19 protein-coding genes are annotated in these 19,373 nt (G+C 55.0%); 1 reads left to right on the top strand and 18 read right to left on the bottom strand.

Annotated elements, in window-relative coordinates; all coding sequences use genetic code 11:
* Window positions 1–23: 23 nt before the first annotated feature.
* Entirely contained in the window at window positions 24–1,361 is a 1,338-nt protein-coding gene (gene adeP, locus RTX96_RS04985; protein ID WP_141092966.1) for an adenine permease AdeP, read from the bottom strand.
* A gap of 168 nt (window positions 1,362–1,529) precedes the next feature.
* Between adeP and yieH the strand changes: the two genes are divergently transcribed.
* Window positions 1,530–2,198 carry a 6-phosphogluconate phosphatase gene (gene yieH / locus RTX96_RS04980; protein ID WP_312670373.1) on the top strand — a complete coding sequence of 223 codons (669 nt, stop codon included), beginning with the start codon at window positions 1,530–1,532 and terminating at the stop codon, window positions 2,196–2,198.
* A 92-nt stretch (window positions 2,199–2,290) separates the two neighbouring features.
* Here yieH and phoU read toward each other — a convergent pair whose 3' ends face one another.
* The 17 genes from phoU to rsmG form a co-directional block, all read right to left on the bottom strand.
* On the bottom strand, window positions 2,291–3,016 hold the full coding sequence (gene phoU, locus RTX96_RS04975; RefSeq protein WP_042393573.1) for a phosphate signaling complex protein PhoU: 726 nt from the start codon (window positions 3,014–3,016) through the stop codon (window positions 2,291–2,293).
* Window positions 3,017–3,029: 13 nt separating this feature from the next.
* Window positions 3,030–3,803, bottom strand: coding sequence for a phosphate ABC transporter ATP-binding protein PstB (gene pstB / locus RTX96_RS04970; RefSeq protein ID WP_103820582.1), 774 nt, complete (start codon window positions 3,801–3,803; stop codon window positions 3,030–3,032).
* A gap of 47 nt (window positions 3,804–3,850) precedes the next feature.
* A complete protein-coding gene (gene pstA / locus RTX96_RS04965; RefSeq protein ID WP_103820583.1) occupies window positions 3,851–4,738 on the bottom strand; it encodes a phosphate ABC transporter permease PstA in 888 nt (295 codons plus the stop codon).
* Window positions 4,738–5,697, bottom strand: a complete 960-nt coding sequence (gene pstC, locus RTX96_RS04960; RefSeq protein ID WP_103820584.1) for a phosphate ABC transporter permease PstC — start codon at window positions 5,695–5,697, stop codon at window positions 4,738–4,740. Before pstC ends, pstA begins: the two co-directional genes overlap by 1 nt.
* 126 nt (window positions 5,698–5,823) lie before the next feature.
* Window positions 5,824–6,864 (bottom strand): phosphate ABC transporter substrate-binding protein PstS, encoded by a 1,041-nt coding sequence (gene pstS, locus RTX96_RS04955; RefSeq protein ID WP_312670372.1) that lies wholly within the window; start codon window positions 6,862–6,864, stop codon window positions 5,824–5,826.
* Between the two features lie 197 nt (window positions 6,865–7,061).
* Window positions 7,062–8,891, bottom strand: coding sequence for a glutamine--fructose-6-phosphate transaminase (isomerizing) (glmS, locus tag RTX96_RS04950; protein ID WP_103820586.1), 1,830 nt, complete (start codon window positions 8,889–8,891; stop codon window positions 7,062–7,064).
* A gap of 192 nt (window positions 8,892–9,083) precedes the next feature.
* A complete protein-coding gene (glmU, locus tag RTX96_RS04945; protein WP_312670369.1) occupies window positions 9,084–10,454 on the bottom strand; it encodes a bifunctional UDP-N-acetylglucosamine diphosphorylase/glucosamine-1-phosphate N-acetyltransferase GlmU in 1,371 nt (456 codons plus the stop codon).
* 702 nt (window positions 10,455–11,156) lie between these two features.
* Window positions 11,157–11,576 (bottom strand): F0F1 ATP synthase subunit epsilon, encoded by a 420-nt coding sequence (locus tag RTX96_RS04940; protein ID WP_103820588.1) that lies wholly within the window; start codon window positions 11,574–11,576, stop codon window positions 11,157–11,159.
* A 20-nt stretch (window positions 11,577–11,596) separates the two neighbouring features.
* Window positions 11,597–12,979 carry a F0F1 ATP synthase subunit beta gene (gene atpD, locus RTX96_RS04935; protein WP_042393505.1) on the bottom strand — a complete coding sequence of 461 codons (1,383 nt, stop codon included), beginning with the start codon at window positions 12,977–12,979 and terminating at the stop codon, window positions 11,597–11,599.
* A gap of 31 nt (window positions 12,980–13,010) precedes the next feature.
* Complete coding sequence (gene atpG, locus RTX96_RS04930) at window positions 13,011–13,874, bottom strand: F0F1 ATP synthase subunit gamma (RefSeq protein ID WP_103820589.1); 864 nt, start codon at window positions 13,872–13,874, stop codon at window positions 13,011–13,013.
* A 50-nt stretch (window positions 13,875–13,924) separates the two neighbouring features.
* Complete coding sequence (atpA, locus tag RTX96_RS04925; protein ID WP_103820590.1) at window positions 13,925–15,466, bottom strand: F0F1 ATP synthase subunit alpha; 1,542 nt, start codon at window positions 15,464–15,466, stop codon at window positions 13,925–13,927.
* A gap of 12 nt (window positions 15,467–15,478) precedes the next feature.
* Entirely contained in the window at window positions 15,479–16,012 is a 534-nt protein-coding gene (atpH, locus tag RTX96_RS04920) for a F0F1 ATP synthase subunit delta (protein WP_103820591.1), read from the bottom strand.
* Between the two features lie 14 nt (window positions 16,013–16,026).
* Window positions 16,027–16,497, bottom strand: a complete 471-nt coding sequence (gene atpF, locus RTX96_RS04915; RefSeq protein WP_042393514.1) for a F0F1 ATP synthase subunit B — start codon at window positions 16,495–16,497, stop codon at window positions 16,027–16,029.
* A 61-nt stretch (window positions 16,498–16,558) separates the two neighbouring features.
* Window positions 16,559–16,798 carry a F0F1 ATP synthase subunit C gene (atpE, locus tag RTX96_RS04910; RefSeq protein WP_000429386.1) on the bottom strand — a complete coding sequence of 80 codons (240 nt, stop codon included), beginning with the start codon at window positions 16,796–16,798 and terminating at the stop codon, window positions 16,559–16,561.
* Between the two features lie 50 nt (window positions 16,799–16,848).
* The gene (gene atpB, locus RTX96_RS04905; RefSeq protein WP_103820592.1) at window positions 16,849–17,667 is read right to left on the bottom strand and encodes a F0F1 ATP synthase subunit A; all 819 of its coding nucleotides are present in this window, start codon (window positions 17,665–17,667) and stop codon (window positions 16,849–16,851) included.
* Between the two features lie 8 nt (window positions 17,668–17,675).
* Entirely contained in the window at window positions 17,676–18,056 is a 381-nt protein-coding gene (gene atpI, locus RTX96_RS04900) for a F0F1 ATP synthase subunit I (RefSeq protein ID WP_312670611.1), read from the bottom strand.
* Window positions 18,057–18,670: 614 nt separating this feature from the next.
* The gene (rsmG, locus tag RTX96_RS04895) at window positions 18,671–19,294 is read right to left on the bottom strand and encodes a 16S rRNA (guanine(527)-N(7))-methyltransferase RsmG (RefSeq protein WP_103820594.1); all 624 of its coding nucleotides are present in this window, start codon (window positions 19,292–19,294) and stop codon (window positions 18,671–18,673) included.
* Between the last annotated feature and the right edge of the window lie 79 nt (window positions 19,295–19,373).

Raw genomic sequence — 19,373 nt, 5'->3', positions numbered from 1 at the left:
CCTGCCGGGCCAGTTTTTAGCGATTAGTGCGCGTCGATAAATACAATCTTCAGCACAAACAGCAGCGCAACGATAATCACGCACGGGCTGAGGTCGCGGAAACGTCCGGTACCGATCTTCATAATGCAGTAGGAGATAAAGCCCAGCGCGATGCCTTCGGTAATGGAGAAGCTGAACGGCATCATCACGGCGGTGATAAAGGCCGGCACGGCTTCGGTCAGATCGTCCCACTTCACGCGGGAGAGGCTGGAGGTCATCAGCACGCCGACGTAGATCAGCGCACCCGCAGCGGCATACGGCGGTACCATCCCGGCCAGCGGCGACAGGAAAATCACCAGCAGGAACAGCACACCTACCACCACGGCGGTGAGGCCGGTGCGCCCACCGACGGAGACGCCGGAAGAGGACTCAATATAGGCGGTGACCGATGAGGTACCGATAAAGGAGCCTGCTACGGAGGAGACGCTGTCAACAAACAGGGCCTGCTTCATGCGCGGGAATTTACCCTTCTCGTCAGCCAGACCGGCTTTATCGGTCACGCCGATCAGCGTCCCGGAGGAGTCAAACAGGTTGACCAGCATAAACGAGAAGATCACACCCGCGAGGCCGAGGTTAAACGAGCCTGCGAGATCAACGTGGCCGACAACGCTGGTCACGCTCGGCGGCGCGGAGACAATCCCGCTGTAGTGCACATCGCCCAGCCACCAGCCCAGCAGGGTAGTCACCACGATAGAGACCAGCACCGCCGCGTGGACGTTACGTGAGGCGAGAATGGCGATGATAAAGAAGCCCAGCACGCCCAGCAGCACGCTGTGGGAGGTCAGGTTGCCGATGGTCACCAGCGTCTCCGGGTTCGCCACGATCACGCCCGCGTTTTTCAGGCCCATCATGCCGATGAACAGACCAATACCGCTGGTGATCCCCACGCGCAGGCTCACCGGGATGTTCGCGATCATCCAGTAGCGGACGCGGAAGATAGTCAGCAGCAGCAGGCCGATAGCGCCCCAGAAGATGGCCCCCATTCCCACCTGCCACGGCAGGCCCATTGCGCCGACCACCACAAAGGCGAAGAAGGCGTTCAGCCCCATCGCGGGGGCAAGCGCTACCGGCAGGTTAGCGAACAGCCCCATCAGGATGCTGCCAAAGGCAGCGATCAGACAGGTAGTAACGAATACCGCGCTGGTATCCATGCCAGCAACACCCAAAATCTGTGGGTTAACAAAGACGATGTAGACCATCGTCAGGAAGGTGGTAAAACCGGCGATCACCTCGGTGCGTGCCGTGGTGCCATGCTCGCGCAGTTTAAACACGCGGTCGAGCAACCCCTGGCCCGCGGCCTGGGTAGTGTGTTGTTGGCTCATTATCTATTTCCGAACAGGGAAGGAAAATTCGTCGCTATCCTATACCAAAATGCGACAATGTTGACGGTTATCACACACTTTTTTTCATTGATTTTGCTTATACGGCATCGATTGCGCGGAGAAATCTGCGTTAAGTAAACGTTAAACTTGCAATAAACAGGAAACGGCATGTCCCAAATAGAAGCGATTTTTTTCGACTGTGATGGCACGCTGGTCGACAGCGAGGTGATCTGTTCCCGCGCGTACGTGCATATGTTCGCGCAGTTTGGCATTACGCTCGATCTGGCGGAGATTTTTAAGCGCTTTAAAGGCGTTAAGCTCTACGAAATTATCGACATTATTAACGCCGAGCATGGCGTCAACCTGGCCAAAGCAGAGCTGGAGCCAATCTACCGCGCCGAGGTCGCACGCCTGTTCGATGCCGAGCTGGAGATTATCGCCGGAGCAGATGCGCTGCTAGAGTCCGTCAGCGTGCCGATGTGTGTGGTCTCAAACGGCCCGGTCAGCAAAATGCAGCACTCGTTGGGTAAGCTCGGGATGCTGCACTACTTTCCCGATCTGCTGTTCAGCGGCTACGACATTCAGCGCTGGAAGCCGGATCCGGCTCTGATGTTTCATGCTGCCAGCGCGCTGGACGTGGATCCGACGAAGTGTATTCTGGTGGATGACTCTGCGGCAGGCGCGCAGTCGGGGATTGATGCCGGGATGGAGGTGTTCTACTTCTGCGCCGATCCGCACAACCAGCCGATTGACCACCCGAAGGTGACGACCTTTACCGAGTTATCGCAGCTGCCAGAACTGTGGAAAGCGCGTGGGTGGGAAGTGACCCAGAAATAACGTAGGCCGGATAAGCATCAGCGCCATCCGGCGAATTGCCCGGTGGCGCAGGCTTACCGGGCCTACAAAAATGACAGACGCGACAAAGCAGGTTACTCTTTCGGATCTTTACCGGCGAGCAGTTTGTCCAGCTCGTCGCCGCCAACGTGGCGGAAATCCTGCCCCTTCACGAAGTAGAAGATGTACTCGCAGATGTTCTGGCAGCGGTCGCCGATACGCTCGATAGAGCGAGCGCAGAACAGCGCGGTCAGCACGCTTGGGATGGTACGAGAATCTTCCATCATGTAGGTCATTAGCTGCCGCACGATACCTTCGTACTCCTGATCCACCTTCTTGTCTTCACGGTAGATACGCACCGCTTCATCCAGATCCATGCGCGCAAAGGCATCCAGCACGTCATGCAGCATCTGCACCGTATGGCGACCCAGCGACTCCAGGCTCACCAGCAGCGGCTGGTGCTGCTGGGAGAACTTCTCCAGCGCCGTGCGGCAGATTTTGTCCGCGACGTCACCGATACGCTCCAGCTCGGCGATGGTTTTGATGATCGCCATCACCAGCCGCAGGTCGCTCGCCGTCGGCTGGCGCTTGGCGATAATGCGCACGCAGGCCTCGTCGATCGCCACTTCCATCATGTTGACCTGATGGTCACCCGCAACAACGCGCTTGGCCAGCTCGCTGTCCTGGTTATGCATGGCGGTGATCGCATCAGAGAGCTGCTGCTCTACCATCCCACCCATCGTCATCACCTGAGTGCGGATGCTCTCCAGCTCGGCGTTAAACTGGCCGGAGATATGTTTATTAAGGTTTAGATTGTCCATAGCGACTCCTGAATCAACCGTAACGGCCGGTGATATAGTCTTCTGTTTGTTTCTTCGCAGGCTTGGTGAACAGATCGTCCGTGTTGCTGAACTCAATCAACTCGCCCAGGTACATAAAGGCCGTATGGTCGGAGCAACGTGCAGCCTGCTGCATGTTGTGGGTCACGATCACCACGGTGTAATCCTGCTTCAGCTCGGTGATCAGCTCCTCAATACGCCCGGTAGAGATAGGGTCGAGGGCTGAACAGGGTTCATCCAGCAGCAGCACTTCCGGGCGAATGGCGATACCGCGTGCGATGCACAGACGCTGCTGCTGACCACCGGAGAGAGAGTACCCGCTCTGGTGCAGTTTATCTTTGGTTTCATTCCATAATGCGGCCTTGGTCAACGCCCACTGCACGCGCTCGTCCATATCGGCGCGGGAGAGTTTCTCAAACAGGCGCACGCCGAAAGCGATATTGTCATAGATAGACATCGGGAACGGCGTCGGCTTCTGAAAGACCATCCCGACTTTAGCACGCAGCAGGGCGATATCCTGGCTGTGGGTGAGGATGTTCTCGCCATCCAGCAGAATCTCCCCCTCGGCGCGCTGCTCCGGGTAGAGAGAGTACATTTTGTTAAAGGTACGCAGCAGGGTGGATTTACCGCAGCCTGACGGGCCGATAAACGCCGTAACCTGATTCTTGGCGATATCCAGGTTGATGTTTTTCAGCGCGTGGAACTTCCCGTAGTAGAAGTTCAAATCGCGAACCTGAATCTTGCCGGAGGTGGTGTCAACCATACTCATTTACTCTTTTCCTCAATCGGGCGCGACCGGGGCCACGCCGCAAAATTTTAACCGTTCTTCTTGGCGAAGATAACGCGAGCCAGGATGTTCAGCAGCAGCACGCACAGGGTGATAATCAATACGCCAGCCCAGGCCAGCTGTTGCCACTCGGCAAACGGGCTCATGGCAAATTTAAAGATGGTGACCGGCAGGTTCGCGATAGGCTGCATCATATCCGTGCTCCAGAACTGGTTGGAGAGGGAGGTGAAGAGCAGCGGTGCGGTTTCGCCGGCGATACGCGCCACCGCCAGCAGCACGCCGGTCAGAATGCCGGAGATAGAGGCCTTCAGCGTAATTGCGGAGATCATCTTCCACTTCGGCGTGCCCAGCGCGTAGGCGGCTTCACGCAGGCTGTCCGGAACCAGCTTCAGCATGTTCTCGGTGGTGCGGATAACAATCGGCACCTGCAGCAGCGCCAGCGCAATCACGCCAGCCCAGCCGGAGAAGTGCTCCATCTGCGCCACCACGATGGTGTAGACAAACAGGCCCACCACGATAGAGGGGGCAGAGAGCAGAATATCGTTAATGAAGCGGATCACCTCTGCCAGCCAGGACTTACGCCCATACTCGGCAAGGTAGATGCCCGCCATAATGCCGAGCGGGGTACCAAACACGGTCGCCCAGAGGATCAGCAGGCCGCTGCCCGCCAGGGCGTTTGCCAGCCCACCGCCTGCGGTGTTCGGCGGCGGCGTCATCTCGGTGAACAGCGCCAGCGACATGCCGTCGATACCGCGCGTCACGGTGGAGAAGAGGATCCAGATCAGCCAGAAGAGGCCGAACGCCATCGTCGCCAGCGAGAGCGTCAGCGCGATGCGGTTTTTCATGCGGCGACGCGCCTGCATTTTACGGCGCGATTCAGCCAGCTCCGTCGTGGTTTGCATCTCGAGCGTAGCCATTAGCGTGCCCCCTCGTTTTTCGCCAGGCGTAGGATCATCACTTTCGAAATCGCCAGGACGATAAAGGTGATCACAAAGAGGATCAGGCCCAGCTCCATCAGCGCGGCGACGTGCAGCCCGGACTCCGCTTCAGCGAATTCGTTAGCCAGCGCAGAGGTGATACTGTTGCCCGGCATATAGAGCGAGGCGCTGTCGAGCTGGTAGGTGTTACCGATGATAAAGGTTACCGCCATCGTTTCACCCAGCGCGCGGCCCAGGCCAAGCATGACCCCGCCGATGACGCCGTTTTTGGTGAACGGCAGCACGATGCGCCAGATCACCTCCCAGGTGGTGCAGCCGATGCCGTAGGCCGACTCTTTCATCATCACCGGGGTTTGTTCAAACACGTCGCGCATTACCGAGGCGATGTACGGAATGATCATGATGGCGAGGATAATGCCCGCCGCGAGGATACCGATACCAAACGCCGGGCCGGAGAAGAGCGCGCCGACAAACGGAATGGCGGAGAGCACGTTGCCCACCGGCTCCTGGAAATAAGTGGCAAACAGCGGAGCGAAGATAAACAGCCCCCACATGCCGTAAACGATACTGGGGATAGCGGCGAGCAGCTCAATGGCGATACCCAGCGGACGCTTCAGCCAGCCGGGAGCCAGCTCCGTCAGGAACAGCGCGATACCGAAACTCACCGGAACGGCGATCAGCAGCGCGATAAAGGAGGTCACCAGCGTACCGTAAATCGGCACCAGCGCGCCGTAGATATCGTTGGGGGCGTCCCACTCTTTGGTCCACAGGAAAGAGAACCCAAATTTCTGGATGCTTGGCCAGGAGGAGACAATCAGGGAGATGATGATGCCGCCGAGCAGCAATAGCACAATCAGCGCAGCCAGTTTGACCAGCGCGCCGAAGATCATGTCACCTTGTTTACCCGGTGGGTTAAAAGCAGGCTTGGTTGCAGCCATAAATTACTCTTCTGTTATATACGTCTTACGAATTTGCCCGGTGGCGTGAACGCTTACCGGGCCTACAGTTTTTATCCGTAGGGCGGGAAGCCTACGCCACCCGCCATCTTCGTCAAAAAGATCCTGTTAGTACAGCGCTTTACCGCTGCTGTCTTTCACATTCGTTTTCCATGCGGCACGAACCTGCTCAACCACGCTGTCCGGCAGGGTTGCGTAATCCAGATCGTTAGCCTGTTTCGCACCGTCTTTGTATGCCCAGTCAAAGAACTTCAGCACTTCAGCGCCCTGCTCAGGTTTCTTCTGCTCTTTGTGGATCAGGATGAAGGTGGTGGAGGTGATTGGCCACGCGTTGTCACCCTTCTGGTTAGTCAGGTCCTGAGCGAAGGTTTTGCTCCAGTCCACGCCTTTCGCGGCGTTAGAGAAGCTCTCTTCGGTCGGAGAAACCGGTTTGCCATCGGCAGAGACCAGCTTGGTGTAGGCCAGGTTGTTCTGCTTAGCGTAAGCGTACTCTACGTAGCCGATAGAGCCAGGCAGACGCTGTACGAACGCGGCGATACCGTCGTTACCTTTACCGCCCAGACCGGTCGGCCAGTTTACGGTAGAGCCAGAACCGATTTTTGATTTCCACTCTTCGTTCACTTTTGTCAGATAGCTGGTGAAGACGAAGGAGGTACCGGAGCCGTCAGCGCGACGAACCACGGCGATATTCTGTGAAGGCAGCTTCATGCCTGGGTTGAGCTTAGCGATCGCTTCGTCATCCCATTTTTTGATTTTACCCAGGTAGATGTCACCCAGCGTTTTACCATCCAGCACCAGCTCACCGGATTTCACGCCCGGCAGGTTAACCGCCAGCACCACGCCACCGATAACGGTCGGGAACTGGAACAGGCCTTCCTGGTTCAGTTTCTCATCAGACAGCGGAGCGTCAGACGCGCCAAAATCAACGGTGTTAGCAGTGATCTGCTTCACGCCGCCGGAGGAGCCGATACCCTGGTAGTTGACTTTGCTACCGGTCGCTTTCTGATAGGTATCCGCCCATTTGGCATACACTGGCGCTGGGAAGGTTGCACCCGCGCCGGTCAGGCTTGCCGCTGCGTTAACAGCGAAAGCGCTCAGGGATAAGGTCGCGGCGACAACAGTAGCGACAGTGGTACGCATGACTTTCATAATGTCTCCTGAGGGATTGTAAATCGTTGTTTGGTTTCTACGATATGCAAAATAGGACAACCAGGTGACAGTTAAATGTACGTATTATGACATTTTTATGACAGGCGCTTATTTGACCGAAAATAGTCTATGGATTGTTTAAAAATAGCACAGCGAGGAGAGACGTCCCGCCAGAGCGACGGGACGTAAGAGGAAGATTACTCTACGGTGACAGACTTCGCGAGGTTACGCGGCTGGTCAACGTCGGTGCCTTTGATCAGCGCGACGTGGTAGGCCAGCAGCTGCAGCGGCACGGTGTAGAAGATTGGCGCAATCACCTCTTCCACGTGCGGCAGCTCGATAATGTGCATGTTATCGCTGCTGGTGAAACCGGCATCCTGATCGGCGAAGACATAGAGTACGCCGCTACGGGCGCGAACTTCTTCGATGTTGGACTTCAATTTTTCCAGCAGTTCGTTGTTAGGTGCCACAACGATAACCGGCATATCAGCATCAATCAGCGCCAGCGGGCCGTGCTTCAGCTCGCCTGCGGCGTAGGCTTCCGCGTGGATGTAGGAGATCTCTTTCAGCTTCAGCGCGCCTTCCAGCGCGATAGGGTACTGATCGCCACGGCCAAGGAACAGGGCGTGGTGCTTCTCAGAGAAGTCCTCTGCCAGCGCTTCAATGCGTTTGTCCTGGGAGAGCATCTGCTCGATACGGTTCGGCAGCGCCTGCAGACCATGCACAATATCCTGCTCGATAGAGGCGTCCAGACCCTTCAGGCGGCTCAGCTTCGCCACCAGCATCAGCAGCACGGTGAGCTGGGTGGTAAAGGCCTTGGTGGAGGCCACGCCGATCTCGGTTCCGGCGTTGGTCATCAGCGCCAGGTCAGATTCACGTACCAGCGAGGAGCCAGGCACGTTACAGATCGCCAGCGAACCGAGGTAGCCCAGCTCTTTGGAGAGGCGCAGCGCGGCCAGGGTGTCCGCCGTCTCACCAGACTGGGAGAGGGTGATCATCAGGCTGTTACGGCGCACGGCGGATTTGCGGTAGCGGAACTCAGAGGCGATTTCCACATCGCACGGCACACCGGCCAGCGATTCAAACCAGTAGCGTGACACCATCCCGGAGTTGTAGGAGGTACCGCAGGCGATGATCTGAATATGCTCAACCTGAGAGAGCATCTCGTTGGCTTTCTCGCCCAGCTCGCTGAGATCGATCTCGCCGTGGCTAATACGCCCGGTCAGGGTATTTTTAATGGCGTTTGGCTGCTCGTAGATCTCTTTCTGCATGTAGTGGCGGTAGATACCCTTATCGCCAGCGTCATACTGCAGGTTAGATTCGATGTCCGGGCGCTTCACTTCATGGCCAGAACGGTCGAATACCACGACGCTACGGCGGGTCACTTCCGCAATATCGCCCTCTTCGAGGAAGATAAAGCGGCGGGTCACCGGCAGCAGGGCCAGCTGGTCAGAGGCGATGAAGTTTTCGCCCATGCCAAGGCCGATAACCAGCGGGCTACCGGAGCGGGCAGCCAGCAGCGTGTCAGGATCGCGGGTATCCATGATAACCGTACCGTACGCGCCGCGCAGCTGCGGGATAGCGCGCAGAACGGCATCGCGCAGCGAGCCGCCTTTTGCCAGCTCCCAGTGCACCAGGTGAGCGATGACTTCGGTATCGGTTTCGGAGACAAATTCATAGCCGCGCGATCTTAACTCTTCGCGCAGCGGCTCGTGGTTCTCAATAATGCCGTTGTGCACCACCACGATATGTTCAGAGACATGCGGGTGAGCGTTGCCTTCAGACGGTTCACCGTGCGTTGCCCAACGGGTATGGGCAATACCGGTTCCGCCATGCAGCGGATGCTCTTCGGCTGCCTGAGAGAGCATCTGGACTTTACCGAGACGACGCAGGCGGGTCATATGCCCTTCACTGTCGACCACTGCCAGACCGGCAGAGTCATAGCCACGGTATTCGAGACGACGTAAGCCTTCGAGAAGGATTTCAGCAATATCACGCTGCGCAACTGCGCCAACAATTCCACACATAGTTAGATTTCCTGATTATGGCGTAAGCCATGCGTTGTCGGTCAACCTGCGTTACCCGTTTTCCGGGCGCCCCGAGCCTTGTAGAGAGTGGGGTTATATTTATAGCTACTGCTGGTGGGCGGGAGATCTATGTTGACCTCCTCATCCCTGTTTGCCGGACGGCATTGCTGCCTGGCCGGCTTACAAAAGGGTTTACTTCTTCTTGACCGGACGCTTCCAGCCCTTGATATGGGTCTGTTTGACACGGCCGATCACTAGCTCGCCCTCTGCGACGTCACGGGTCACCGTGGTGCCCGCCGCAATGGTAACGCCGCTGGCCACGCTCACCGGAGCGATAAACTGCGAATCAGAGCCGACAAAGACGTCGTCGCCGATAATGGTTTTATGCTTGTTGGCACCGTCATAGTTGCAGGTAATAGTCCCTGCACCGATGTTAACGTTGTCGCCAATCTCCGCGTCGCCCAGATAGGTCAGATGGCCTGCCTTCGAGCCTTTGCCCAGCCGCGCCTTTTTCATCTCGACGAAGTTACCAACGTGCGCGCCGGCCAGCAGCTCTGCGCCAGGACGCAGACGGGCAAACGGGCCAATGGTGCAGGCCGCTTCCAGAGCGGCATCTTCTACCACGCTGTAGGGGCTGATCTCGCAGTCGTCACCGATGACGCTGTTTTTGATCACGCAGCCCGCGCCGATCTTAACCCGGTTACCCAGGGTAACGTTGCCTTCCAGAATGACGTTGGTGTCGATCTCAATATCACGGCCGTGGCTGAGCGTACCGCGCAGGTCAAAGCGTGCCGGATCGCGCAGCATGACACCCGCCAGCAGCAGCTTCTCCGCCTGCTCGGACTGATAGACGCGCTCCAGACGAGAAAGCTGCAGGCGGTTGTTCACGCCCTCAACCTCACTCAGACGCTGCGGGTGCACCGCGGCGATCTCACGACCTTCAAGATAAGCCAGCTCGATAATGTCGGTGATGTAGTACTCACCCTGCGCATTGTCGTTGGTGAGCTTGCCCAGCCAGCGCTTCAGATCCGCACCGTTGGCAATCAGGATCCCGGTATTGATCTCCTGAATTTTATGCTGTTCAGCAGTCGCATCTTTATGCTCAACGATGCCGGTCACCTTCCCGTCTTGACGGGTGATACGGCCATAGCCGGTGGGATCGTCAAGATTGACTGTGAGCAGCCCAATGCCGCCCTGCGGTTTGGCATCGCGCAGGCGCTGCAGTGTCTCAACGGAGATCAGCGGTACGTCGCCGTAGAGCATGAGGATATCTTCATCGTCGGCAAAGCCAGGGGCAGCCTGCTGCATAGCATGGCCCGTGCCCAACTGTTCCGCCTGCAGCACCCAGTTCAGGTTGTCGTCACGCAGCGTCTGTTTAAGCAGATCGCCGCCGTGGCCGTAGACCAGATGAACGTGACGTGCGCCGAGATTATTCGCGGCATCAATGACATGCTGTACCATCGCTTTCCCGGCGAGAGTATGAAGCACTTTAGGAAGATCCGAATACATACGGGTTCCCTTGCCAGCGGCAAGGATCACCACGCTCATGTTACTGTTCAACATACGCGTCCTGACTCTAGTTTGAAGAAGAATTTTTACCGTTTAACGTTGAAAATACTACATTTTTTTCAGCGTGAAATGGGGTGCGTATAAAATGTGCGATTGGCCGCTTTTACCCGCATTTGTTCCCCTGGTTTAACCCATCATAAAACGAATTACGGCATAACGCGTACATATTGCTGCCTCTTTACCCGCTATGCTGATGTTTTTTCGTTTCTTTCGATCCTTGAATAAAGAGGCGCGGTTAAGCGGCTGCCGCTTCGGCGCAAAGTGAGGGTGAGTATAAAGGGATCCAGCCAGGGAAAATCCAGGCCGATCGGGCGATATTTGTTGGGGAATATAAAACACAAAGGCCGCCCGCCAGGCAGCCCTTGTTATGTTCTGTTTATACCGTTAGCGATTGTAGTTTTAATCGGCGGTATCTTTAGTCATTAAAGATTAAACGTACCAAAAGAAACGTTCATGTTATTGAAGAAAGCGATGATTTTGTTAATCAGTTTCATGATGTTTTCCCGGTCGATAGATAAATTAGTGTGACTTACTTCACAAAAATAAGTCTACGCTGTGATGATTAATCGATCAACATTTTTGTGATTAAAATCACAAAAAACTTAAAACATCTTTTTAAAACCGCATGGGAACAACTGCCAGGCATAAAAAAAGCCAGCCTGGAGACCAGACTGGCTTCGTACGTTCAAGCCGGTGTTACATCGCTTTTTTGGTCAACTCGATAACGCGCAGTTTCGCAATAGCTTTGGCCAGCTCCGCAGACGCCTGAGCGTAATCCACGTCGCCGTGCGAGCTCTTGATGTGCTCTTCTGCTTTACGCTTCGACTCCAGGGCTCGCGCTTCGTCGAGATCCTGGCCACGAATCGCGGTATCAGCCAGTACGGTCACGGTGCCCGGCTGTACTTCAAGTACGCCACCAGACAGATAGATAAACTCTTCATGACCGTGCTGTTTCACGATGCGGATCATACCAGGCTTAATGGCGGTGAGCAGCGGGGCGTGACCCGGGTAAATCCCCAGTTCACCTTCGCTACCCGTTACCTGGATTTTCTCGACCAGACCAGAGAACATCTGTTGCTCTGCGCTGACCACGTCCAGGTGGTAAGTCATTGCCATATCACCCTCCGATTAAGGCGTTAAAGTTTTTTGGCTTTTTCCACGGCTTCGTCGATGGAACCCACCATGTAGAACGCCTGCTCCGGCAGGTGATCGTACTCGCCTTCCATAATGCCTTTAAAGCCACGGATAGTGTCTTTCAGGGAGACGTATTTGCCCGGAGAGCCGGTAAATACTTCTGCCACGAAGAACGGCTGGGACAGGAAGCGCTGGATCTTACGTGCGCGTGCTACCACCAGTTTGTCTTCTTCAGACAGCTCATCCATACCGAGGATGGCGATGATGTCTTTCAGTTCCTGGTAACGCTGCAGGATAGACTGTACGCCACGCGCGGTGTCGTAGTGCTCCTGGCCAACTACCAGCGGATCCAGCTGACGGCTGGTGGAGTCCAGCGGGTCAACGGCCGGGTAGATACCCAAGGATGCGATCTGACGGCTCAGTACCACGGTTGCGTCAAGGTGCGCAAAGGTGGTTGCCGGAGACGGGTCAGTCAAGTCATCCGCAGGTACGTATACCGCCTGTACGGAGGTGATAGAACCGGTTTTGGTAGAGGTGATACGCTCCTGCAGAACGCCCATCTCTTCCGCCAGCGTCGGCTGGTAACCTACCGCTGAAGGCATACGGCCCAGCAGTGCGGATACTTCCGTACCGGCCAGGGTGTAACGATAGATGTTGTCAACGAACAGCAGTACGTCACGACCTTCGTCACGGAACTTCTCAGCCATAGTCAGGCCGGTCAGTGCAACGCGCAGACGGTTTCCCGGCGGCTCGTTCATCTGGCCGTACACCAGAGATACTTTGTCCAGAACGTTGGAGTCGGTCATCTCGTGGTAGAAGTCGTTACCCTCACGAGTACGCTCACCCACGCCTGCAAACACGGAGTAACCGGAGTGCTCGATCGCGATGTTACGGATCAGCTCCATCATGTTTACGGTTTTACCTACGCCCGCGCCGCCGAACAGGCCGACTTTACCGCCCTTGGCGAACGGACACATCAGGTCGATAACCTTGATGCCGGTTTCCAGCAGCTCCTGAGAGCTGGAGAGCTCTTCATAGGACGGTGCTGCGCGGTGGATAGCCCAACGCTCTTCTTCACCGATGTCGCCTTTCATATCGATCGGCTGACCCAGTACGTTCATGATACGACCCAGGGTCGCTTTACCTACCGGCACTTCGATCGGGTGCTCGAGATCCTGAACTTCCAGACCACGACGCAGACCGTCGGAAGAACCCATAGCGATGGTACGTACGATACCGCCGCCGAGCTGCTGCTGAACTTCCAGCACCAGACGCTCATTACCATTTGTCACTTCGAGGGCGTCGTACACGTTCGGTACGGCGTCCTGCGGGAACTCGACGTCCACCACGGCGCCGATTACCTGGACAACTTTTCCAGTAGCCATCTTGAATCCTCTACGAATTTCCTAAACCTGGTTAAACCGCAGACGCGCCACCGACGATTTCGGTGAGTTCCTGAGTTATGCTGGCCTGACGAGCTTTGTTGTACACCAACTGCAACTCTTTAATCAGGCTACCGCCGTTATCGGTTGCGGCTTTCATCGCCACCATACGCGCGGCCTGCTCGCTGGCCAGGTTTTCTACAACACCCTGATACACCTGCGACTCGACGTAACGACGCAGCAGGGTATCCAGCAGCGCTTTCGGATCGGGCTCGTACAGGTAATCCCAGGCCTTATGTTTCAGCTCATCATCCTCTGATGCCGGCAGCGGCAGCAGCTGGGTGATGGTCGGAGACTGGGACATGGTGTTGATAAATTTGTTACTGACGATGTAAAGCTTGTCCAGACGACCTTCGTCGTAGGCTTGCAACATCACTTTTACCGGGCCGATCAGTTCGGACAGGGAAGGGTTATCCCCCATGCCGGTTACCTGAGCAACAACGTTGCCGCCTACGGAGTTGAAGAACGAGACGCCCTTGGAGCCGATCATCGCGAGTTCGCTCTGAACGCCCTTATCGGACCACGCTTTCATATCCGCCAGCAGTTTTTTGAACAGGTTAATGTTCAAGCCACCGCACAGGCCACGGTCGGTAGACACCACCAGGTAGCCCACGCGCTTAACGTCGCGTTCTTCCAGGTAAGGGTGCTTATATTCCAGATTACCGTGAGCAAGGTGACCAATCACTTTGCGCATGGTGTCTGCATAAGGACGGCTGGCTGCCATTCTGTCCTGCGATTTACGCATTTTGGAAGCGGCGACCATCTCCATCGCTTTAGTGATCTTCTGCGTGTTCTGGACGCTTGCGATCTTACTACGTATCTCTTTTGCGCCGGCCATGAGCTTCTCCTCAATGCCTTGCGGTCTGCCCTAAGACAGACCGCCAGACGTTACCAGGACTGGGTTGCTTTGAAGGAATCGAGGATGCCTTTCAGCTTGCCTTCGATTTCGTCGTTATAGCCACCGGACTGGTTGATCTCTTGCATCAGCGGAGCGTGGTCACGGTCAACGTAAGCCAGCAGAGCGGCTTCGAAGCTACCGATTTTCGCCAGTTCCACATCTTCGAGGTAACCGCGTTCAGCCGCGAACAGCACCAGGCCCTGCTGCGCAACAGACATTGGAGCGTACTGTTTCTGCTTCAGCAGCTCGGTCACTTTCTGACCGTGGCTCAGCTGTTTACGGGTTGCTTCATCCAGATCGGATGCGAACTGGGAGAATGCTGCCAGTTCACGATACTGTGCCAGCGCGGTACGGATACCACCGGACAGTTTCTTAATGATCTTGGTCTGAGCTGCACCACCCACACGGGATACGGAGATACCCGGGTTAACTGCCGGACGAATACCGGAGTTAAACAGGTTGGTTTCCAGGAAGATCTGACCGTCGGTAATCGAGATTACGTTGGTCGGAACGAACGCGGAAACGTCACCCGCCTGGGTTTCGATGATCGGCAGCGCGGTCAGGGAGCCGGTTTTACCTTTTACTTCACCTTTGGTGAAGTTCTCAACGTACTCAGCGTTTACGCGGGATGCGCGCTCCAGCAGACGGGAGTGGAGGTAGAACACGTCGCCCGGGAAGGCTTCACGTCCTGGCGGACGACGGAGCAGCAGGGAGACCTGACGGTAAGCAACGGCCTGTTTGGACAGGTCATCGTATACGATCAGCGCATCTTCGCCGCGGTCGCGGAAGTATTCGCCCATTGCGCAACCGGCATACGGAGCCAGGTACTGCAGCGCAGCGGATTCAGACGCAGTCGCCACCACAACGATGGTGTTGGACAGTGCGCCGTGCTCTTCCAGTTTGCGAACCACGTTAGCAATGGTGGACGCTTTCTGGCCGATAGCCACGTACACACATTTGATGCCGGAATCACGCTGGTTGATGATCGCATCGATTGCCATCGCGGTTTTACCGGTCTGACGGTCACCGATGATCAGCTCACGCTGGCCACGGCCGATTGGGATCATGGCGTCAACGGATTTATAACCGGTCTGTACCGGCTGGTCGACGGACTGACGATCGATTACGCCCGGTGCAATAACTTCGATAGGCGAGAAGCCATCGTTATCAACCGGACCTTTACCGTCGATTGGCGCACCCAGGGTGTTCACCACGCGGCCCAGCAGGCCACGGCCGACCGGCACTTCCAGAATACGGCCAGTACACTTCACCTTCATGCCTTCGGCGAGGTCAGCATACGGACCCATTACTACGGCACCTACGGAGTCGCGCTCCAGGTTCAGTGCGATAGCGTAACGGTTACCCGGCAGGGAGATCATCTCACCCTGCATACAGTCAGCAAGACCGTGGATACGGATAACACCGTCACTTACAGAAACAATAGTACCTTCGTTGTGAGCTTCACTCACAACATTGAACTGAGCAATGCGCTGCTTGATCAGTTCGCTGATTTCGGTGGAATTCAGTTGCATGCTCCAGTCCCCTTAAGACTGCAAGACGTCTGCGAGGCGTTCAAGACGGCCGCGTACGCTGCCATCAATGACCATATCACCCGCACGGATGATAACGCCTGCCATTACAGACTTATCGATTTTGCAATTCAGCTTCACTTTGCGTGACAGACGTTTTTCCATCGCGACGCTGATTTTCGAAAGCTGTTCTTCACTCAGTGCGGTTGCCGAGGTGACTTCAACCTCAGCGGTAGCCTCGCTGGCTGCACGCAATTGAATAAACTGCTCAAGAACATCAGGAAGCGCATTCAGACGACCGTTCTCTGCCATCACCCTAATCAGGTTCTGGCCGTTGGCGTCCAGCTGCTCTCCACATACTGCGATAAACGACTCAGCGAGCGTTTCCGGTGCCATCGCACCGGAGAGAAGCTCTGCCATTTGTTCGTTTTTTGTCACCTCGGCGGCAAACGCCAGCATATCCTGCCAGCGCTCGACGCTCTGGTGTTCGACGGCAAAGTCAAAAGCTGCTTTGGCGTAGGGGCGAGCTACCGTAACAAATTCAGACATCAGCCCCTCCCTCCTTACAGTTCAGCGACAAGTTTGTCCACGATGTCGCTGTTAGCAGCTTCATCCACGGAACGTTCGATGATCTTCTCGGCGCCAGCAACAGCCAGAACGGCGACCTGCTTACGCAGCTCTTCGCGAGCGCGCTTACGTTCGGCATCAATTTCTGCCTGCGCCTGCGCCACGATTTTAGTACGTTCCTGCTCTGCTTCGGTTTTGGCTTCGTCCAGGATCTGGGCACGGCGTTTGTTCGCCTGCTCAATGATTACCTGGGCTTCCGCTTTCGCCTTTTTCAGCTGGTCGGTCGCGTTGGCCTGTGCAAGGTCCAGATCCTTTTTAGCTCGTTCAGCAGAAGCAAGACCGTCAGCAATCTCTTTTTGACGTTTTTCGATGGCAGCAATCAACGGCGGCCATACATACTTCATGCAGAACAGAACGAAAAGGACAAACGCGATGGCCTGGCCGAGGATTGTTGCGTTAAGATTCACAGCACAATGCCTCTTATCTAGTTAACGTTCTGATATTGCCCGTAAAATCAAGCAACGCTTACTACGCGACAGCAAACATCACGTACAGACCCAGACCTACAGCGATCATTGGGATAGCATCCACCAGACCCATAACGATAAAGAACTGAGTACGCAGCAGAGGGATCAGATCCGGTTGACGCGCTGCGCCTTCCAGGAATTTACCTCCGAGGATGCCGATACCGATCGCAGCACCGATTGCCGCCAGACCCATCATCACAGCGGCAGCCATGTACAGCAGATCCATATTCAGGTTTTCCATGACAGTCTCCAGTTTGTTTCAGTTAAAACGTAGTAGTGTTGGTAAAAAAATCAGTGCTCTTCAGACGCCATCGACAGATAGACGATCGTCAGAACCATGAAGATGAAGGCTTGCAGCGTAATGATCAGGATGTGGAAAATGGCCCACGGCACATTCAGAACCCACTGTGACCACCACGGCAACAGACCAGCAATCAGAATGAAAATCAACTCACCGGCATACATGTTGCCGAACAGTCGCAGACCGAGCGAAACCGGTTTAGACAGCAGGCTTACCCCTTCAAGGATTAAGTTGACAGGAATAAATGCCCAGTGGTTGAACGGCTGCAGCGTCAGCTCTTTCGCGAAGCCGCCAATGCCTTTCATTTTGATGCTGTAGAACAGAATGAGGATAAATACGCCCAGCGCCATCGACAGGGTGATGTTCACGTCCGCAGACGGAACCACGCGCAGTGCTGGCAGGCCGAGGACATGCTCACCGATCCACGGGAGGAAGTCGATGGGCAGCAGATCCATCAGGTTCATCAGGAATACCCAGACGAAAATCGTCAGGGCCAACGGCGCGATCACTTTGCTCTTGCCGTGGTACATGTCTTTCACGCTACCGTGGACAAAACCAATGACCAGCTCAATCGCCGTCTGGAATTTTCCTGGGACGCCGCTGGTTGCTTTTTTGGCAACGCTGCGGAACATCATCAGGAACAACAGGCCCAGAACCACCGAGAAGAACATGGAGTCGATGTTCAGCGTCCAGAAAGTGGCCGGGGGGTTATGCGGATCCACCAGCGAGAACGTACGCAGGTCAATCTGAAGGTTATTCAGATGGTGACCGATGTAGTCCTGCGGTGTTGAGATTTCTCCTGCAGACATGATGCCTCTTACCCTTTGTTGTTAATTACAGCGGGTGCCAGTATCTGTACAACCAGCACCGAAACCCACGTCACGATCAGCGGCAAAAACACCGCCTTCAAAACCGCCAGCGCCACCACCAGCAACACGAAGGTTGCTAACACCTTGAACGCTTCACCGAAGGCGAAGGACCAGGCCATGCGGCCTTTAGCAGGTGTATGCGCCTGATGACGCCAGGCAAAAATCATAAACAACATATTTGGCAGTACGACTGCCAGTCCACCGCATAACGCGGAGACGCCCCAGAAGGGGTCTTTGAGGCTAAATAGCAATCCACTTGCTACCACAGCCAGAAACTGAATGAACAGAAGCTTACGAGCAACGTTTCTACTCAAGAGCGACAAAGACATCACGTTTTTACTCCTGCTCACTTCGAGGTATGTCGCGTGTCGTATAAAACGTTCTTTATGGCTCGGAGTCAAGCATCAAAAAGCGAGCAAATTATACGGTGCGGCCTCGTGATTTCAAACAATAAGTAGCAAAAAGGTGAATAAATGTTTAAATAAATTTCCCGAGCGCTATTTTTTCACTTTCAGACAAACTGTGAGCGCTAGTGCAAATTTGCTAATTGCGCGCCAACACTGATGTTAAAGCGTGCATCAGATCACAATTTGAACATTTCCGGTCAGGACATATTATTGATGATAAGAAATTCTATTGACTCATCTTTTTGATATTTTTGATGAATCTTATCCACTCTTTTTAAAACAGCCCGATATACAATAAAAACGTTTTATTGACATTCTTAATAAATATTTAACATCTCTGTAAAATCGATTTGGCTGATTTTTAGCAGCCTGATACTTTCCCTGTTGACTATTTTCACGGTTAAGCAAAATATGAGGTTAACAGCTGGAAAAGTCACAGTAAATTTATGGTTAAATGCTGAAAAATCTTCCGCTGCTTTGTTTAGCTTTTTTTAACAGATTCTCTACAGCGGAAAATTGCCATTTTTTGATAAAAATTAAAGCGAGTTTGCCTTAACGATCACTAAATGACGTTCCCCTTCCAGCTGAGGAACGCGAAGTTTCACTACGGAATCCACGCTGAACCCGGGCGGCAGTTGGGCAATTTCGTCATCAGGCAGCAGGCCCTTCAGCGCATAGAAACGCCCCTCCCCTGCCGGCAGGTGGTGACACCAGCTGACCATATCGTTGAGCGAGGCAAAGGCGCGGCTGATAACGCCATCAAACGGCGGCTCGGCCGGGAACGCCTCTACGCGGCTCTGTACCGGCGCGATATTATCAATCTTCAGCTCATGCTGCACCTGGCGCAGAAAGCGGATGCGTTTGCCAAGGCTGTCCAGCAGCGTAAAGTGCGCATGGGGCAGAACGATAGCTAACGGCACGCCCGGCAGCCCAGGTCCTGTTCCTACGTCGATAAAACGCGTTCCGGTCAGATGAGGGGCGACCACTACGCTGTCCAGAATGTGGCGGATGAGCATCTCGTTCGGATCGCGTACCGAAGTGAGGTTGTACGCTTTATTCCATTTGTGGAGCATATCGACATAGGCCACCAGCTGCTGTTTCTGGTGATCGGTGAGCGAAATGCCTGCGTCGTTGAGCAGACGAGAGAGTTTATTGAGCACGGTAGTTACCTGTCTAAAATTGAGTTGCCCGGTGGCGCTGCGCTTACCGGGCCTACAAATGCTATGGGTTCGGTAAGCC

It is taken from the genome of Pseudescherichia sp., assembly GCF_032052675.1.
Classification (GTDB): Bacteria; Pseudomonadota; Gammaproteobacteria; order Enterobacterales; family Enterobacteriaceae; genus Pseudescherichia.
The sequence above is the reverse complement of the archived record's forward strand: the minus strand, read 5'-3'. Positions and strand labels throughout refer to the sequence as shown.

Bases quoted from the DNA above. Each gene is read 5' to 3' on its own strand.
- adeP (WP_141092966.1), bottom strand. From the start codon at position 1,361: ATGAGCCAACAACACACTACCCAGGCCGCGGGCCAGGGGTTGCTCGAC.
- yieH (WP_312670373.1), top strand. From the start codon at position 1,530: ATGTCCCAAATAGAAGCGATTTTTTTCGACTGTGATGGCACGCTGGTC.
- phoU (WP_042393573.1), bottom strand. From the start codon at position 3,016: ATGGACAATCTAAACCTTAATAAACATATCTCCGGCCAGTTTAACGCC.
- pstB (WP_103820582.1), bottom strand. From the start codon at position 3,803: ATGAGTATGGTTGACACCACCTCCGGCAAGATTCAGGTTCGCGATTTG.
- pstA (WP_103820583.1), bottom strand. From the start codon at position 4,738: ATGGCTACGCTCGAGATGCAAACCACGACGGAGCTGGCTGAATCGCGC.
- pstC (WP_103820584.1), bottom strand. From the start codon at position 5,697: ATGGCTGCAACCAAGCCTGCTTTTAACCCACCGGGTAAACAAGGTGAC.
- pstS (WP_312670372.1), bottom strand. From the start codon at position 6,864: ATGAAAGTCATGCGTACCACTGTCGCTACTGTTGTCGCCGCGACCTTA.
- glmS (WP_103820586.1), bottom strand. From the start codon at position 8,891: ATGTGTGGAATTGTTGGCGCAGTTGCGCAGCGTGATATTGCTGAAATC.
- glmU (WP_312670369.1), bottom strand. From the start codon at position 10,454: ATGTTGAACAGTAACATGAGCGTGGTGATCCTTGCCGCTGGCAAGGGA.
- RTX96_RS04940 (WP_103820588.1), bottom strand. From the start codon at position 11,576: ATGGCAATGACTTACCACCTGGACGTGGTCAGCGCAGAGCAACAGATG.
- atpD (WP_042393505.1), bottom strand. From the start codon at position 12,979: ATGGCTACTGGAAAAGTTGTCCAGGTAATCGGCGCCGTGGTGGACGTC.
- atpG (WP_103820589.1), bottom strand. From the start codon at position 13,874: ATGGCCGGCGCAAAAGAGATACGTAGTAAGATCGCAAGCGTCCAGAAC.
- atpA (WP_103820590.1), bottom strand. From the start codon at position 15,466: ATGCAACTGAATTCCACCGAAATCAGCGAACTGATCAAGCAGCGCATT.
- atpH (WP_103820591.1), bottom strand. From the start codon at position 16,012: ATGTCTGAATTTGTTACGGTAGCTCGCCCCTACGCCAAAGCAGCTTTT.
- atpE (WP_000429386.1), bottom strand. From the start codon at position 16,798: ATGGAAAACCTGAATATGGATCTGCTGTACATGGCTGCCGCTGTGATG.
- atpB (WP_103820592.1), bottom strand. From the start codon at position 17,667: ATGTCTGCAGGAGAAATCTCAACACCGCAGGACTACATCGGTCACCAT.
- atpI (WP_312670611.1), bottom strand. From the start codon at position 18,056: ATGTCTTTGTCGCTCTTGAGTAGAAACGTTGCTCGTAAGCTTCTGTTC.